This is a genomic window from Nitrospira sp. Nam80, from assembly GCF_965152575.1.
In genome coordinates, this window is sequence record NZ_OZ224216.1 from 4,237,626 (window position 1) to 4,254,709 (window position 17,084).

14 protein-coding genes and 1 pseudogene are annotated in these 17,084 nt (G+C 57.0%); 5 read left to right on the plus strand and 10 right to left on the minus strand.

The annotated features are described in order from the left end of the window. Positions 1 to 284 precede the first annotated feature (284 nt). The 6 genes from ACWGXE_RS19810 to ACWGXE_RS19835 form a co-directional block, all read right to left on the minus strand. Positions 285 to 803 carry a hypothetical protein gene (locus ACWGXE_RS19810; RefSeq protein ID WP_447599812.1) on the minus strand — a complete coding sequence of 173 codons (519 nt, stop codon included), beginning with the start codon at positions 801 to 803 and terminating at the stop codon, positions 285 to 287. A 133-nt stretch (positions 804 to 936) separates the two neighbouring features. Further along, the gene (locus tag ACWGXE_RS19815; RefSeq protein ID WP_447599813.1) at positions 937 to 2,322 is read right to left on the minus strand and encodes a radical SAM protein; all 1,386 of its coding nucleotides are present in this window, start codon (positions 2,320 to 2,322) and stop codon (positions 937 to 939) included. 110 nt (positions 2,323 to 2,432) lie between these two features. Beyond that, entirely contained in the window at positions 2,433 to 4,520 is a 2,088-nt protein-coding gene (locus ACWGXE_RS19820; protein ID WP_447599815.1) for a universal stress protein, read from the minus strand. A gap of 140 nt (positions 4,521 to 4,660) precedes the next feature. Continuing rightward, on the minus strand, positions 4,661 to 6,307 hold the full coding sequence (locus tag ACWGXE_RS19825) for a B12-binding domain-containing radical SAM protein (protein WP_447599816.1): 1,647 nt from the start codon (positions 6,305 to 6,307) through the stop codon (positions 4,661 to 4,663). Positions 6,308 to 6,334: 27 nt separating this feature from the next. Beyond that, complete coding sequence (locus ACWGXE_RS19830; protein WP_447599817.1) at positions 6,335 to 7,153, minus strand: class I SAM-dependent methyltransferase; 819 nt, start codon at positions 7,151 to 7,153, stop codon at positions 6,335 to 6,337. A gap of 344 nt (positions 7,154 to 7,497) precedes the next feature. Next, a complete protein-coding gene (locus tag ACWGXE_RS19835) occupies positions 7,498 to 7,770 on the minus strand; it encodes a hypothetical protein (RefSeq protein WP_447599818.1) in 273 nt (90 codons plus the stop codon). Positions 7,771 to 7,817: 47 nt separating this feature from the next. Here ACWGXE_RS19835 and uvrA point away from each other — a divergent pair, with 47 nt between their 5' ends. The 5 genes from uvrA to ACWGXE_RS19860 all read left to right on the plus strand — a co-directional run bounded on the left by uvrA (position 7,818) and on the right by ACWGXE_RS19860 (position 12,985). After that, positions 7,818 to 10,325 (plus strand): excinuclease ABC subunit UvrA, encoded by a 2,508-nt coding sequence (gene uvrA / locus ACWGXE_RS19840; RefSeq protein ID WP_447599819.1) that lies wholly within the window; start codon positions 7,818 to 7,820, stop codon positions 10,323 to 10,325. A 314-nt stretch (positions 10,326 to 10,639) separates the two neighbouring features. Further along, positions 10,640 to 10,969 (plus strand): DMT family protein, encoded by a 330-nt coding sequence (locus ACWGXE_RS19845; RefSeq protein WP_447599821.1) that lies wholly within the window; start codon positions 10,640 to 10,642, stop codon positions 10,967 to 10,969. 364 nt (positions 10,970 to 11,333) lie between these two features. Continuing rightward, positions 11,334 to 11,765 (plus strand): DUF3015 family protein, encoded by a 432-nt coding sequence (locus tag ACWGXE_RS19850; protein WP_447599822.1) that lies wholly within the window; start codon positions 11,334 to 11,336, stop codon positions 11,763 to 11,765. A 206-nt stretch (positions 11,766 to 11,971) separates the two neighbouring features. Beyond that, complete coding sequence (locus tag ACWGXE_RS19855) at positions 11,972 to 12,370, plus strand: beta/gamma crystallin domain-containing protein (RefSeq protein WP_447599824.1); 399 nt, start codon at positions 11,972 to 11,974, stop codon at positions 12,368 to 12,370. Positions 12,371 to 12,562: 192 nt separating this feature from the next. Next, positions 12,563 to 12,985 carry a DUF3015 family protein gene (locus ACWGXE_RS19860; protein ID WP_447599826.1) on the plus strand — a complete coding sequence of 141 codons (423 nt, stop codon included), beginning with the start codon at positions 12,563 to 12,565 and terminating at the stop codon, positions 12,983 to 12,985. 108 nt (positions 12,986 to 13,093) lie between these two features. Here ACWGXE_RS19860 and ACWGXE_RS19865 read toward each other — a convergent pair whose 3' ends face one another. The 4 genes and pseudogenes from ACWGXE_RS19865 to fabG all read right to left on the minus strand — a co-directional run bounded on the left by ACWGXE_RS19865 (position 13,094) and on the right by fabG (position 17,073). Then, the gene (locus tag ACWGXE_RS19865; protein WP_447599828.1) at positions 13,094 to 14,215 is read right to left on the minus strand and encodes an AI-2E family transporter; all 1,122 of its coding nucleotides are present in this window, start codon (positions 14,213 to 14,215) and stop codon (positions 13,094 to 13,096) included. A gap of 24 nt (positions 14,216 to 14,239) precedes the next feature. Further along, a complete protein-coding gene (locus ACWGXE_RS19870; RefSeq protein ID WP_447603814.1) occupies positions 14,240 to 15,571 on the minus strand; it encodes a glycosyltransferase in 1,332 nt (443 codons plus the stop codon). 57 nt (positions 15,572 to 15,628) lie between these two features. Further along, positions 15,629 to 16,354, minus strand: a pseudogene (locus tag ACWGXE_RS19875) (glycosyltransferase family 2 protein); the annotation flags it as partial. Then, positions 16,351 to 17,073: a 3-oxoacyl-ACP reductase FabG gene (fabG, locus tag ACWGXE_RS19880; protein ID WP_447603815.1), complete on the minus strand. Its 723-nt coding sequence runs from the start codon at positions 17,071 to 17,073 to the stop codon at positions 16,351 to 16,353. The gene fabG and the pseudogene ACWGXE_RS19875, both read right to left, overlap by 4 nt. Positions 17,074 to 17,084 lie beyond the last annotated feature (11 nt).

The following is a 17,084-nucleotide window of genomic DNA, read 5'->3' on the forward strand; positions in this document are numbered from 1 at the left end:
GTCCTGGCAGACCTATCCGCCTTTTATCTCAAGCAACTCGTATACCACCCAGGTCCGTTTGGCACCCGTTACGGCGCGCCTTAGATACTGACATTTTTTCAAAAGCTTGCGGGAAGGCGGATGTTGACCGGGCAGAGCAGGCTGCCTGTGGTGGTGGAGCGGTGTATCGTTTCAGAAAACGAACGGTATCTGAATGGATACGGTCCTACAGGCGTGAGGGCACCGAATTAGATCATCATAAACGGTTCAGGCCCTCTAGGGAGAACTGCCCGTACCGGGCATGATTACTGGTGCAGATGCTTCATGGCGGCGGCGCACAGAATGATGAAAAATCCCATCCATAGGGCCGCCCGTTGAAACGGAATGGCCTCGTAGGCCTCCTCTTCCTCATGTTCGTCTTCCGGATCGGATTTGAAGATCACCGTGTAGAGAAAGAGGGTCAAGAGGCAGAGGACAAGGATGAGTTTAATGCAGAAAATCCAGAGGTATTTGCCGTGATGCTGAATCCCCTGTCCGGTTTGGGAGGTGAGGACTTTATTTACATAATGGACGTTGATGCCGCCGGTGAACAAAAGCACGACGAGAAGCGCGCCGGCGACGCGTTTATAGTACTTATAGAAGGCATCCGTAATCGGACGGATATACTCCTTGGGCACACTGCCGTCTTTCAAAGCCGGGTTCACCGCCATGACGAGAAAGGCCAATCCGCCGATCCAGATCACGGCGGACATGAGATGAAACCAGTGATTCACGATAGGAATCAACTGATTGAGATCGAAGAAGACGCTTTGAAGGCCGTCCATCAGCAGCCCAACGAGGAAGGGAGAGTGAGAAATGAGAAGTGAGGAATGAAAAATGAGGAATGGTGTGCGGAATCTAGGAAAGTCAGCGATCGGACCCTGCCATCATTCCACATTTCTAATTCCACACTCCTCATTAGAATTTAAAGACCGGTGCGTCGTTGCCGAAGCGCTTCTTGCGAAGCTCTTCCATTAATTGCACCGTGATCAGGGTGATGCCGTTCTCCCTCGCGTGCCGCTCGACACCCTTCTTCACCATGGCCCGTAGGAAATAGGGAATACGGCTGAGGCGGAGTTCCGACGCTTCATCCCAGGCGATATCCGTCTCTTCCGGCGTGTTGAACGCGACCTGAATTTTCTCGCCGCCCTTCGGGGTATAGAGACACCATTGGTCTTCATCCAGCCAATCACCGTGATCGACATAGGGCCTGGCCCGACAGCCGCCGCAAATATCCGTGTATTCACAGTCGCCGCATTTGCCTTTTAATTGCGGATACCGGAATGAATCAAAGATGGCGGAGCGTTCCCAGAGATCGACGAAGCTGCTCTCCCGCACATTGCCCGCCGACAACGGCATATAGGGACAAGGGGTGAGTTCGCCGTTAGGCGTCACGCGGGCATAATTGGTCCCGGCGAGGCAGCCGCCGCCCATGTACCCGGTCGCCTTGGTGATGGGAGAATTGGGATCTTTCTCGTAAGCCAGCCGCTTGAAGTGCGGTGCGCAGCGAGCGCGCACGAGCATGTCCTTATACTTATCCTGGCAGTCGATCAGGAAGCCGAGCACTTCTTCGTATTGTTGCGGGGTAATATCAGTCAACTCCTCCCCACGGCCCGTACAGACCATAAAGAAGACATTCAGCACCCGCGCACCCAAGTCGTGAGCCCAATCTACGACCGCCGGCAACTCCTGGTAGTTCATCGGTTGCGCGCTGAAGTGCACCTGGAACTGCAATCCGTTCCGTTTACAGGCTTCGATGCCGGCCAGCGCGCCTTCCCACGCGCCGGTGAGGCCGCGGAACCGATTATGCTTCTCGGCATCCAATGAATCGATGCTGATCCCGACTCCCATGACCCCGATCTCGACCAATGTTTGCGCCATGCGATCATTGATCAACATCCCGTTCGTACCGAAAACGACCATGAAGCCGAGCTTCACTGCATGGCGCGCGATATCGAGAATGTCCGGGCGCACCAGCGGCTCGCCGCCCGTAATAACCAGCAAGCAGCCCTTATTGACCTCCGCAATTTGATCGATCAGGCGCAGACATTCCTGCGTTGACAATTCATCGGAGCCGCCGCCTGCTTTGGTCGTGGCGTCCAGATAGCAGTGATCGCATTTGAGATTGCACCGTTTGGTCAGATTCAGCGCGACCAGATAGGGCTTAAAGTCATCGACCGTCCGCCCGTCCTGTGGCGCTTGCGGGCGATCAGACGGCGAAAAGAATTGGGTGAACTGGCCTTGAAGAGCCCCGAGTTTGTCCCCAAACGAAGGCAGATTGATGATCGGAAGAGATTTACCCATGTTCGTGTTAATTTGGAATTTGGAATTAGGAATAAGGAATGAGGAATGTCAGGATAGAACAGTTGCCCGATTCATTCATCATTCCAAATTACTCATTTATCATTGCAAAGCTAGGAACCGGCTTTGCCTGTCAGATTGGCGATCATGTCTTTCAGGTTGCCGGTTTTCATCGCCTCAGCCATGTAGCCTTTGGCCTGCTCGATGCCCTCGGTGGCGACTTCCAGCGTGATGACCGTCGCCCCAATCTTATCCGCATGTTTCTCGATGAGCGCCCTGGTGCAATCGCGCATGAACCCTTCCGGCGCCCGCTCCAGTCTGGCTTGCGCATCGGAAGTCCAGGTGTAGGGCGAAGCAGGCTGCGGCGGCGCGGACACCTCCTGTATCCCGTGACCATTGGACCGGTTGCCGTTCGCATCTTCAGGTTCCGCCTCTGATCCCGGGGCCGTCCCGGTGCCCTTATTGGCAAAGATCGGCGTATAGTCTTCGGAGGCTGCCTCTTCAATCATCGGCCCGGCATATTCCAGAGTAATCGTAGTCATGCCGAGTTTTCTTGCGCTTTTCTCGATTTTTGCCTTTGCGCGTCGGCGCTGGAATCCGGCAGGGACGGCACGGATGGCTTCCTTCGCATCTTTCGTCCATTGCATCGGCACATCGTCGTACGCGACGTCGGTTTCGACGCCGCCCTCCGTCTTGGCAGCCGCATCGAAGATGCTCTTATCGACCTGCTTGAACCGATTGCCCTCGGCATTGCAGACGGGGCACTTGACCGGCGTCTCGCCTTTTCCGATGTAGCCGCAACCGTCACACACAAAATAATTCTGGCTCATCCTGTCGAGATAGGCCTGCGTCGCTTCTGTCACCACCGGCTTCTCTTCGACGACCTGAGTCATCATGCCGCTCAAGGTTGAGCCCATGAGATCCTGAGCAACCGAATCATCGGCCTGCATCTTGTCCCGGTCGATGCCGGCCGCATCGAGACTCCCCCCTAAGGCCCGCATCGCATCCATGGCGCCTTTCGGAAGGATGTGTCCCACCGCCGCGTCCACGACCGTGTTGCTGATGATCGTGTGGCCTTTCTCGATGGCATAGCGATGAATGGCGGTCTTGGCGACGCCGCGCGCGAAGATCGGAATTTTTTCCATCCGCCTGAGAGCTTCCTCGGTCCAGGCGATGGTGTATTCGGCCTGGGTATCGATGGGGGGTACGTACTTGCGGTTCGAAATGAGGACATTGCAGGGCGCGGATCGAAGAAGATTTTCCGTGTTGCTGCCGATGTCCATATCCTCATCGCTATGAACGCCGATGCGTCCCACGATCAAGAGCCACGGCGTTTCTTTACGCACATACTGGATAATTTTTTCAAAGGCCTTGCCGTCCAGCAGTGTGGTCTTGACATCTGTATCTTCAGCCTGTGCAATTTCTCGGGAAATGTCGAGATGCGACTGGTAAATCTTGGCCAGGCCGCTGTCGATGATCTCTTCGTGCAGCTTTTCCTGCTCCTTGAACCGAAAGACCTTCCCGGCCTCCTCGTTCAAGACCCCCGAGATGCTATGGAAGGCGGCATAGTGAAAATAAGGATCGAAGGCGGCGATCGCTTCAACCGGCCGGTTGAACGCCTTGCCCAATGCCAGACCGGTCATAAGACCGCCGAAGGAATAGGGGCTGCCGTCGACCGCAACCACGATCTTGCCGTTGGTCATGGGCTGGGTCTGTTTGATGATGAGCATGTCGGAATTGCGCACCCGGCGGACGACCCGCTCGGTGTTGCTGCCGATCACGCTGTCCTTGACCGCTCCCACGCCGAGCGACCCCATGATGACCAGGTCGTAAGCATTGGAATTGATATCCTCGACCAATACTTTCCAATTACGGCCTTCGAGCGAACGCCGCTCGATCGGCAAGTTGTTCTCCGTGCACATCTTGTCGACGTAATCGAGGTAGGAGTCGGTGATGATCTGCAGGCCGCGGGTGATCAAGGAATCGTGGATCTGTCGCTGGCGGTCCAATTCCTTTTCATCGTGGTACTCTTCCGGCAGTCCCGCTTCCATCTGCTTGAAGCGTTTATCGTGCATCTTTGCCGCATACACATGGCTGCCGACAATCTTGGATCCATAGGTCTTCGCAAGGTGTATTCCCACGTCCACGGCCGTATTGGAGTGGTCGGAATTATCGACCGGGATGTAGATAGTCTTATACATCGAGGTGCCTCCTGGAGGAACGCTCCATACGAGATCGAGTCAAATAAATTTCAGAATTTCAATTGGTTAAATGAGACTCGTCCCTGAAATGAAGGGGCATGATAGCATCGCGTTTCTTTGGAATGCAAGTAATCCTTGGCCTATCGGTGCGTACTCACGGCGGTCCTCTGCGCCCCGGAAGTGGCCGGATTCGAGGAGCCGCGCGACCGCAGTATTTCTTCCAGGGTCAACAGGGCTTCCCGGCCGGAGTTGTTCTGGACGCCCTTGATGAGATTCCCATCGGCATAGGAACCGGTGGCGGGCCTCCCCGTGAGGGAGGCTGAATTCTGCGAGAGCGAGCCGGTCCAACGCCGCGGGTCCCGGCTACCCTGCTTCCGCTCCCAGGCTGCAAGACAGGCCTTGGCTATGATCTTGTTCAGCGGCGCCGGGTTATATAGCAGTTTCCTGATGCTGGTGGGGGTCAACATCAAAGGATTGTATCCGGCGGACAAATATCCCTCCTCCAATAGCCGATGTTCGAGATCGGTGTTCGGCTGGATGCCGAGGAAGAACATCAATGGGAACACTCGATCCTCGCCCAAGATCGAGGCCACCTTTTTATAAGACTCCACGCTTTGCAACAGACTGTCTTCGGTCTCCTTGGGACTATTGAGGGAATAGTTCAGAATCACCTTCCCTTTGAATCCTGCTTCAGCCAGATAACGGCAGCCGTCGTAGAGCCGCTCCAATTTGAAGCCCATATGAAGATTATTCAGGACTTCCTGGGACCCGGACGTGATCGCGACCTCCAGATCGCCGACTCCCGACCGCACCATCAATTTGGCAAGCTCGGGCGTGATCAGGGACGTCCGAATATAGCCGGACCATTCGATGTCCAGCTTCTCAAGGAGAATGCGCTCCAGGATTTCAATGCATTGCGGATACGCCTCTTTGCCCGTGATGAATTGCGCATCCGTAAACCAGAATCGCCTGGCGCCCCATTGGTGATAATGCTGGGCGATGTCGCGGACGACCATCTCGGGCGGCCGATACCGCACCCGTTTCCCCTCTATATATGGATAGAGGCAGAAGGCGCAGTCGTACGGACAACCTCGCTTGGTCTGGACGCCGATCGATTCATCGACATACTGCCCGTACTGCGGGAAGATTGAGGTCAGATACGGCAGATCCACGGTCAGGGCGTCGAGCAAGGCCGGCGCCCGCTGCTCCCCTTTGCGGACTTGCTTACCTTCACGAACGATATACCTCTCACCTTCCAGCGATTGGCCTTCTATCACTTTGAGAATGGCGTCCTCCCCCTCACCGAGGATGCCGATGGTGCCTTCCGGCAATTTTTGGATCAGTTGATCTGCAAAGGCGGTGAAAGCACCGCCCCCGATCATGATCTGCGACTCGGGGAATTCCTTGCTGATCAGCCAGGGATAGGACAGGGTGGCTCTGATGTGGCTGTAATACCGATAAAGCTGCGTCAGCCCCGAGAAGGAGGCTGCCACCCGCTTGATCGGGTTGCTGGCGAAATAAAAGTTGAACGCATGTTCCAGCGAGGCGTCCCCTTCATGGGGTGAAAAAATCTGAATGTCCCGCCAGGAAAAGCAGACTAAATCAGGCTTGAACGCCAGAGCCGCATCCCGGACCGCTTGGGTACGTTGAGATTCCGGATACAGCGACAGATCGATAATCCGCTGGCGGACCTGCGGCTTCCTCCGGTGAATAAAATCCGCCAGATAGGTCACCCCAATCGGATAGACCTTCTTGCAGGGAAGGAAAATGTAGAGGATGGAATCCATAAACAATTAGAAATGAGGGTTCCTCATTTATTTTATTGCCACATGTATCGCCACGATTCCGCCGGTCAAGTTATGGTACTCCACTTCGCGGAATCCCGCCCGGCGAAGCAGCTCGCTGAACCGTTCTTGATCAGGAAATCCCCGGATAGACGCAGGAAGATATTCATACACACCGGTCCGATCATGTGCAACTTTGGTCCCGATCCAAGGCATGAGGTGGAAGGAATACCAATCATAGGACCTTCTCAACCATCTATAGACCGGCCTGGAAAACTCCAAGCACACGAAACGGCCTCCCGGGCGCAGGACCCGCCTGATTTCCATACAGGCCTGCATGAGGTCACCGACGTTGCGCATGCAGAACCCGGTAGTCACGGCATGGAACGTGTGGTCGGCAAACCCTAATTGCTCGGCATTGGCGCGCAGACAGGAGATACGCCGTCGAAGCTGTCTCTGGTCGATTTTCTTGAACCCTTCCACCAACATGGCATGGTTCAAATCGGATGCAATGACATGTCCGCCGTTTCCCATCCGAGGCTCGATCAGTAAGGCCAGGTCCGCCGTCCCTGCCCCGATGTCGATCGCGCGCCCGCTGTCGACGGCCGGCACAAACGAGGCGGCTTTTCGTTTCCAGCCATGATGCAGCCCGAAGCTCAACAGCGTATTATTGAGATCGTAGACACGGGCGATGGCCGTGAACATCCGCTGCACGGCCTGCTCGCGCGCCGGCCCGGACCAAGTCGAAACGGCCTGCGGCGGAGCGGCAGGCTCCTCTTCTGTACGCACCGGCCGTTCTTCCAGATGCACCATGGCTGCGTGGTAGCACCCAAGTTCGAGCTTTGTCAAGCACGGGCGCCATAGAACGGGCGAGAGCTTGTTTCCAACATCTTGTGAAGCGACTTGATTCGTCGCGCCGTATTTAATGCGATACTCTTCGGGATAACTTACTTACTTTTCAGCAATGGGAAGATTTTCGAAGAAGCAGGCGCGCTGTGATGAGCGTCTGCGCTCGCCGTAGAGGCACGTCCAATAGATGGTGAGTCCTGCGCCGCGAATCGCGTGGAGGGTCGGGGTCCGCGACGCGAGGACTAACGAGCGTCATGTTTGCGGACGCAGGCACCCGAAGCTGCCACGGTTCGTCAGCCGCCATTCTTGCCCTTGCCCCGCGTCAATCAGTCCATCCACGGCGCCTACGAGGACTGAGAGTTTTGCCATGCGTCGATTTCGGCCAGAAAAGCTTCGTCCGACTGCTTGCGGTTCTTCTTCCTTACAGCGGTGACGTAAGCGGCGCTGTTCTTCACTTCCGTATGCCCGAACGGCTTAAAATTCTCCCGCATGAGATGTTCGAGGAGCGTAACCGGCTGCACGCCCGCCCTTTCGCCGGGCAGCTTTGGCCACCAGACTTTCAGCGCTGCATCGAACACCGGCGTCCATTTCACTTTTCGTAAGGTATCATTGGTCATGCGGGCCTTTCCATCTTTCGATTTAATATTGTTATAATCCTGCGCTTATGTCCGACTCCATCGTCATCAAGGGCGCGCGCGAGCACAATCTTAAGAATCTCGATGTCGAAATCCCCCGCGACAAGCTGGTCGTCATCACCGGCTTGAGCGGTTCGGGGAAATCCTCGCTCGCCTTCGATACGATCTACGCCGAAGGTCAGCGCCGCTACGTCGAGTCGCTTTCCGCCTATGCCAGGCAGTTTCTGGAGCAGATGGGAAAGCCGGACGTCGATTCCATTGAAGGGCTCTCGCCCGCCATTTCGATCGAGCAGAAGAGCACGAGTCACAATCCGCGCTCCACGGTCGGAACCGTCACGGAGATTTACGACTATCTGCGCCTCCTGTTTGCGCGGGTCGGCCGGCCGTTCTGCCATCAATGCGGAGAAGAAATCACTGCCCAGACGATCCAGCAGATGGTCGATGCCATCCGGGAATTACCGGAGGGTACCAAATTCCAAATCACCGCGCCGATCATTCGGGGGCGGAAGGGCGAATACCGGAAAGAACTGTTGGAGATGCGCCGCGCCGGCTATGTGCGGGCCCGGATCGATAACCAGATCGTCGATCTCGGCGACGACATTTCCTTAGACAAGCAGAAAAAACACACAATCGAAATTATTATCGATCGTCTGATTATGAAAGCGGGCGATGCGCTGGCTCGGCGGCTGGCCGACTCGGTCGAAGCGGCTTCCAAGTTGACGGGTGGCCTCGTCGGGGTCCTGACCGAGGACGGTCACGGTCGCCTCTATAGCGACAAGCTGGCTTGTATCAAGTGCGGCGTGAGCTATCCGGAGGTCACACCGCGGATTTTTTCCTTCAACAGCCCGCACGGCGCCTGTCCTGCCTGCGACGGCATCGGCTATGCCGTCACGCCCGGCTGCCCGGAGGATGAAGACTTCACATTATTGGAGCTCTGTGCCGCCTGCCAGGGCGCGCGGCTGAAGCCCGAAAGCCTCTCGATTAAGCTTGCGAATAAGTCCATCGCTGATACGACCCGGCTCTCGGTCCGGGCCGCAGCCGAATTCTTCCAAGGACTGAAGTTCACCGACCGGGAACTGGTCATCGCACAGCGGATCCTGAAGGAAATCCGCGAGCGATTGGGTTTTCTCGTCAATGTCGGCTTGGACTATCTGACCTTGGACCGAGCTGCCGCAACGCTATCCGGCGGCGAAGGGCAGCGTATCAGACTCGCCACCCAGATCGGCTCAGGGCTTGTCGGCGTGCTCTATATATTGGATGAGCCGTCAATCGGCTTGCATCAACGGGACAATCGCCGATTACTGCAAACCCTTCTGCGACTTCGGGATCTCGGCAACACGGTCGTCGTCGTGGAACATGACGCAGAGACGATGGAGGCGGCGGACCATATTGTCGATATGGGCCCCGGCGCCGGCACCCACGGCGGCAACATCATCGCCCAAGGGACGCCGGCACAGATCATGGCCACCCCCGCCTCGCTCACGGGGCAATATCTACGGGGCGAGCAGATGGTCTCCCTGCCGCACCGGGACCGAAAGGCCAAAGGCCATCTCAGTGTAGTCGGCGCCCGGAAACACAATCTCAAAGGCATTACGGCCCGCATTCCGCTGGGATTGCTCACCTGCGTCACCGGGGTGTCCGGATCGGGAAAGAGCACGCTCGTGCTGGAGGTTTTATTCCACTCACTGTCGCAGCTGCTCTACCACAAGAAACCAAAAATCGACGGATGCAAAGAGGTGGCGGGCGTCGACGCGCTGGACAAGGTTATCGACATCGACCAGTCGCCGATCGGCAGAACTCCGCGATCCAACCCCGCCACCTACACGGGGCTCTTTAGCTTTATCCGGGATTTATTCTCCAATTTGCCGGAGTCGCGGGTGCGCGGTTATAAGCCGGGCCGATATAGTTTCAACGTGAAGGGCGGTCGCTGTGAAGCCTGCCAGGGCGACGGCCTCATCAAGATCGAGATGCACTTCCTTCCTGACGTCTATGTGACCTGCGAAGTCTGCAAGGGACAACGGTACAATCGCGAGACATTAGAGATTGAATACAAGGGTCGGAGCATTGCGGATATTCTCAACATGACGGTGGATGATGCCCTGGAATTCTTTGAGCATATCCCCCATATCAAGGCCAAGTTGCAGACGCTCCATGACGTGGGACTGCACTATGTAAAGCTCGGCCAATCGGCGACGACCCTGTCCGGCGGTGAAGCCCAACGGGTGAAACTGTCCCGCGAATTGTCCAAGCGGGCGACCGGCCGCACCATGTACATTCTCGATGAACCGACCACCGGCTTGCACTTTGCCGACATCCAGCGGTTGATGGACGTGCTGAATCGGCTTGTCGAAGCTGGCAATACGGTCCTTGTGATCGAACATAATCTCGATGTGATCCGCAATGCGGACTGGATCATCGACCTTGGCCCGGAAGGAGGCGAACGGGGCGGAGAAATCGTCGTCGAAGGCCCACCGCGGGATATCGCCAAATCGAAACGGTCGTATACGGGACAGGTGCTGAAGGAAGCGGGGATGTGAGGCCGCGGATGCAGACCGGCGTCTTCTTCGATTGCATGTGATACGATAGACCGAATAAGTTCAGCCCCCGTTTCTGATCATTCTCCGCAGCTTTTGGTCCGCGTACCGCTCGCCGTTTCATCTGCTCTGCAGCCGCGTTGAAAAACATAAAATGCTCGGGATTATCAGTCCCGGGCTCTACACTAAATCGTATGCCCGCGTCATTAGAGCCCCGCTACATCAGGCCATGCCGCCGCTCGTGAAGCGCAAAGACTTAAGACTCAAATAATGCATAAGCCAGATACCATAGCCGCAACTCTTTCGAAAGGAGTTCTATGCAAACCGTCGCCTTGCTCACCGTCTCGAACATCTTCATGACGTTCGCCTGGTATGGACACCTCAGATATAAACAGTCGCCTTTATGGATCGCCATCGTCCTGAGTTGGCTGATCGCGTTCCTCGAATACTGCTTTCAGGTTCCGGCCAATCGCATCGGGCACCATATGTTTACCGCGGCTCAATTGAAGACCATCCAGGAGGTCATCACGCTGGTCGTCTTCTGTGTGTTCTCCGTCCTCTATCTGAAGGAACCATTGAAATGGAACTATGTGGCAGGCTTTGCCATGATGGCGGGCGCCGTGTTTGTTATTTTTAAGGATTGGTGAAGTACAACCCCGCACAACTAAACCGAACCATCTCGCCAAATCGATCCAACCTCGGGCTTCGCCCCAATTAGAGCCGTCCGCAGGCGGCCCCATGCCGTTCAACTCTCCATCCCACCGTTCAATGCATTCTGTCCGAAATCGAGACAAGATGTCCGCAGAGCACGACGAATGAGATCCGTCCCTCGCGGGAACACGTAGAGAATTCGACGAATTGTCTGCAGGTTCGCTGGGGGACGGCGCTCTTCAGGCCGGTCCGCCATTTGCTTGTACTCATACCGCAAATCGGTAACGGCGGCAGTATCGTCTTGACACAAAGAAACGCGAACTGCACTCGACCTCATTGCCAATCATAAGAGGAGGAGCGATGACAACCACACTTCGTCACCAACTAGCGGCAATGGTCGGAATCATGGCCCTCGGCGTCAGCCTGTCGGCCTGCAATACGACCAAAGCCAGTGTCGACACCACGGTACGGTTCTTTTCCAGCACGAGCCCGGAAGGTCTCTTCTCGGCGGACGGCATCGTCAAACAAGAGCAGAAGATCAATCTCTTTGCCGGCGTCGCATATGAGAACTTGCGCCAAGAGGCAGCGGCCGGCGGCGGGCAATATGTGACCTCTCTCGCGGTTCTGTATGGAGTCCCGGAGACAAGGCATGGACAATTCGCGGAACTGTTGCAGAGGAATCATGCCAACCTCTTTGTCGCCGATCTGGCACAGGATCGGACGGCCCATCTGAAGATGGTGGATGCACTGAATCGCGCCCTCCTGGCGGACGCCTCGATGAGCACGCGATGATCCGATGCTGCTCCTGATTATGCAATGCACTCAAAATCGGAGGGGACAATGGGTACGATGGGAAAGGGATTTATTCTGTGGCTTCTGGGCGTCCCTGTCAGCCTGCTCATCCTGCTCTGGCTGCTCGGAATTCTAAAGTAGCGGCGCCGGCACTTCGATCGACCGGCCTATAACGCCATTATGCGCCCATTGAAAAGGAGGGTACGATGCGGTTGCACAACCTTTGCGTGAGAGCATGGTTCCTTGCGCCGGTACTCATATTCGCCGCCTGGCTCCCGAGCGGCGCGGCGGATCTGGAAATGCAGGTGGTCGACAAAAATTGCTGGATCGAGATTTTTGAAGATGATGACTTCGACGCCGACGATCCCCACGTCAAGCTCTATGGGCCGAAAGAGTTCGCCACGCTCAAGAGCGTCGCGGGAAAAGATTGGAGCAACGACATCGAAAGCGTCATCGTCGGATCCAATGCGACCGTGCGGGCATACGAAGATAAGGATTACAAAGGGACTGAAATCGCGTTTGCCCCGGGACAGCGGGTCCAGAATCTCGGCAAACTGGATATGGCCAACGATATCGAGTCCATGAAGATCACCTGCGGCAAGTGAACTCGTCATGCGCTGAATCGTTCGTGTGACCGCTTGCCCGATCATCTCCGTTCTCCCGGACTATTTAGCGGACGAGGCTCCGAAGAAGTGTACGGGCCATAACAATGTGCCGGCTCCACTTTCGAAAGGCACGGCCGACCGATAGTCGCATACGGGGTTCATAACTTACCGTCCAAGATACAAGGAGGGCCCATGAGTACATTCAGTCAATTGTTGACCGCGGTGGGGATCATGGCGGCGGGCCTTAGTCTGTCGGCCTGCAACACGACCAAAGCGACCGTCGATACAACTATCAACTTCTTCTCCAGCACGAGCCCGTCGGACCTGCTCTCACAGGACGGCTTGGTGAAGCAGGAGCACAAAATCAATCTCTTTGCAGGTGTGGCATATGAGAACCTTCGTCAGGAGTCCGCGGCCGGCGGCGGCCAATACGTGAGCTCTTTGGCGTCGTTGTACCAGATTCCGGCGGATAGGCAGCAGGACTTCGCCCGGTTGCTCCAGAGCAAGCATGCCGATCTGTTCGCGTCGGATTTGAGTGTTGATCGAACCGCACATCTCAAAATGGTCGACACGTTGAATCAAGCACTGAAGGTCTCGGCGATATTGAATCGCTGAGAAGAGTACCGCGCCCGCGGCAGGGCTGCGATTCCGCAGCACCATCAGCGTCCTTCTCCGGCGGCCTGATCGCCTCTTCTTGTAGCGATCAGGCCGCAACTCTCTCAGTTATCTCCCCATGAACTCCCCAACCGGTGCCAGCATCTCGATATGTTCGCATAGAATTTTAAACGCCACCATGAGTGGAACGGCCAATAGGGCTCCGGGGATGCCCCACATCCATCCCCACACCATTAGGCCGATCAAGAGGACGACAGGATTGAGTTCCAGCCGATGGCCGAGAATCAGGGGATAGGCGAACGAGCCCTCGATGAGAGCGAACAAGGAATAGGCTCCTGCAACCGCAAGAATCCATCCCGCGCTCTCGAACGTCATGGCCGCGACCAATGAGACCACCGCGACGCCGATCATATGTCCCAAATACGGAATGAACGTCAGCAACGCAGCCATGGTTCCCCACAAAACCGGATTCGGCATCCCCAGAAAGAACATGGCACTCCCCACAGCAAAACCCAGGCCGCAATTGATGCAAGTCACCGTGAACAGATAGGTGGCCACTTGTCCCTCAATCTCGCGAATAATCTCCACCGCCCGCTTCTTATCCTGTAATCGGTGCAACACTTTCATCACCTTCTGGAGAAACAAATCGCCCGACGACAAAAAGAAATAGAGCAACACCATCATCGCCGCGAGGCCGGCGAGGAATTCCCCGGTGATGCTGAATATCTTTGCCGGCCAGGCATCATTTTTCAGCTTCACTTGTTGCACTTTCTTTGATCCATCCGGATCGGCTGCATTCGCAATGAGGTCGGACGCTTTGTTCATCTCCTGCATGGGTCTCTTGAGCACGCGAAGTTTCTGTTCGGCCGCGCTGAACGTATCGGGCGCCCTGGCGATCCATTCCGCCGCCGGTTCCGAAAGCCGCAAGAGCCCATACGCGACAACAAGCACGACGATCGCCAGCACGAACGCGGCTCCGATCGGCTCGGGAATGTTCATTCTCTTCATGCGGCGGATCAGCGGCGCCAACAATACGGACAGCATGACGGCGATGGCGATGGGAACAAACACAACGCGTCCAAGGTGCAACGTATACAAAATGGCGAGAATAAAGAGGCCGGTCAACGGGACCGAATGCGGATGAGGCAAGCCATCTATCAGCCTGGCGAGCGGACCCATGTGTTCCATGTCACCGGTCCGGCGATGGGGCAGCGGATCAGTCGAGGACATCTCTGCCTCCGGTAGCCATCTTCATTAACAGCGCACGTCCGGCATCCCGCGTGGGGTCTCGTGCTGTCCTGATTTTTCAAGCACCCGACCGGCCGAACCGAGGCCATCCTTGACCGCCGGCCCCGGAGTCGAGGCCGGTTCGCAAACCGCATTCGGATCGCACATATTCTCCAGCAGCGCCGCGAAAGGCCGGATGCCAGCCCTGGCTTGGATTGCAGTCTTGAGCGATGCGGCTCGGCGTTTCCAATGAGGCTCACGCAGCAGTTGGCGCGCCGCCCGGCTCAAGGTCGTCACGGAGGGATCGCCGGCACGAACGTATTGTCCGGCGCCGAATTTTTGCGTGTAGTCCATCATGAGATATTGATCAAGATTATTGGGAATGCCAAGCACAGGAACGCCGGCTGCCAACGCCTGGTAGACCGTCGCACTGCCCCCGTTGCAAATGACAAGATCGGCCCGCGTGGCTGCTTCGGTACCGGGTAGATACTCGGAAATCCAGGCGCGGCCTTGAACCGCTGCCCGGAATTGCCGTCCGGCCGTCGAAACCAAAGCGCTAACGCCAAGGTCCTCCAAGACCCTCAGGATAGCCGGCAAGAGATCGCTTCTTCCCGATGACCCCAGATTGACGTAAGCCGACGGTCGAATTTCCGGCATGCTATCCCACCAAGGCGGCCTGGTCGCGGGCGACCATAAGACAGGACCGATATAGTGATGATGGGACGGCAGATGATAGGTCGGCACGAGCTGAGGAATATCCGCATATACCGTCTGATCTGCCTCCGTGAAGATCCGAGACAAGCTATAGCCCATGGCGGGCAATCCGTACTCCCGGCGAACTTTGTTGGCGGCCCAGGCATGATGAGCGAACGCGACCGGCCTCATGAGATTGAACAGCGCTTGGCCTAGCCTTGGTCCAAACTTCGTCGCAATCGCCAATTCCGGGACGATGAACCGCGGCCGTGCATAGGGACTCCAATGGGCGTTCGTCACGGTCATGTAGGGCACGCCGGCCGCTCTCGCGCTGATCGACAGAGACAGGCGAAAATCGCCGACGACCACGGCAGGGTCCAGGGAGCCGATGACGCGCAAGTCCTCCTTCACATAGCGGCGCATCTCGGAAACGGTATACAGGGGATTCCCTTTTGCGAGCCGGTGCTGGAATTCGCCGCCTGCGAGCGAAACGATCGGATGGATGGGAAAAGACAGCGGTTGGAACAGTTCGGCGTAACGCGGGTCGCAGGCCAAGTGAATGTCATAACGGTTCTGGTCGAGCGATTGAGCCAGAGCGACCGCTCGTGCCATGTGGGCCAGGCTCACCGCCTCGGCAACAAACAGAATGCGCCGGCGGGATCCCATCGGCCGGGATGGATCCACGTGACGACCGAACGACGGGGAAGGAGAAGACTGCGGGCGGCGGCTGCGGATCAAGGACGGCACATCCAAGTTCCGGGCGATGAGCTTTCGCGCCACCATTCTCGTAATCCTCGCGATGTCCCTGCCTTTTCGAAAATGACTTCGGCGAAGATGCCGTCCATAGACCGCAGACACCGGGACAGATTGAATTCTGATACCTTTCCGGCCCGCCTCGATCAGCACTTCGCTTTCGAAGACAAACCCCGCCCTCCGGTCGCACGATAAGACCACCGACCCAAGCACCGTGGTCGGATAGAGCCGAAACCCCGATTGACTGTCCGCGATAGACTGTCCGGCAGCCCAGGAGATCCAAAAGTTCGCCACCCGGTTTGCCAGCAACCGCGCCTGGGGAATCGCGTGAGCGTCATGCAATCGGGATCCGATGATGACGGCATGGGGAGCCCGCCGGTGCATGGCGATCAAGGCAGGAATGGATTCCGGCTCATGCTGCCCGTCGCCGTCGAGTGTAATGATCGCGGTTGCTCCCTGGTCGATGGCGGCTCGCATGCCCCGCCAGAGCGCCGCCGCTTTCCCATGGTTGTCGGGCTGGCGAAGGAGGGTGACCGGAAGATCACGCAAGGCTGCAGCCGTACCGTCGCTCGACCCGTCATCGACCACGATGACCTGAGAAACGACCTTCAAGGCGCGCGCCGCCACGTCGTAAATCGTCGCGGCTTCATTGAACGCCGGGATCACGGCGACGTAGCGAGAGCGCGGATCGTTCATGCCATGGCTCCATTCACCGAAATGATTTGGCCGGACAGATAAGAAGCGGCATCGGAGACCAGGTAGGCCACCATGCTTCCCACCTCCGATGGTGCGCCGGCTCGTTTCATCGGAACCAGCCGCGCAATGGTATCCGCGTCGAAGAGGCCTGCCGTGGTAGGAGTCGAGACAAGCCCCGGCGCCACGGCGTTCACCGTAATCCCGCGCGGCGCCAACTCCAGCGCCAGCGCCTTTGTCGCTCCATGAAGGCCGGCTTTGGCCGCGGCGTAGTTGACCTGGCCCCGGTTGCCGATCAATCCGCTGATTGAGGTGACCGTCACGATGCGCCCCCACCTGGTCCCGATCATAGGAAGCAGCAGCGGTTGCGTGACATTGAAGAATCCTTTCAACGACACATCGATTACGTTGCTCCATTGAGCGGGCGTCATCCCGGCCATCGGCCCATCCTGAAAGATGCCGGCGTTGTTCACCAAGACTTGAATCGCCCCGTCCTCCAGCAATTTGGTCAACACCGGCTGCGTCTGCTCATAATCCGTGACATCAAACGTCACCGCTTCGGCCGACCTTCCGGACATACAAACCGAATCGGCCAAGGCCTGGGCTCGATCGGGATGTCGATGGGCATGAATAATCACATGCAGGCCGGCTGCCGCGAGTTCCCGGCAGATCGCCGCGCCGATGTGCCCACTGCCGCCCGTCACCAATGCCCGTTTCTTCATCATGGTTGGGT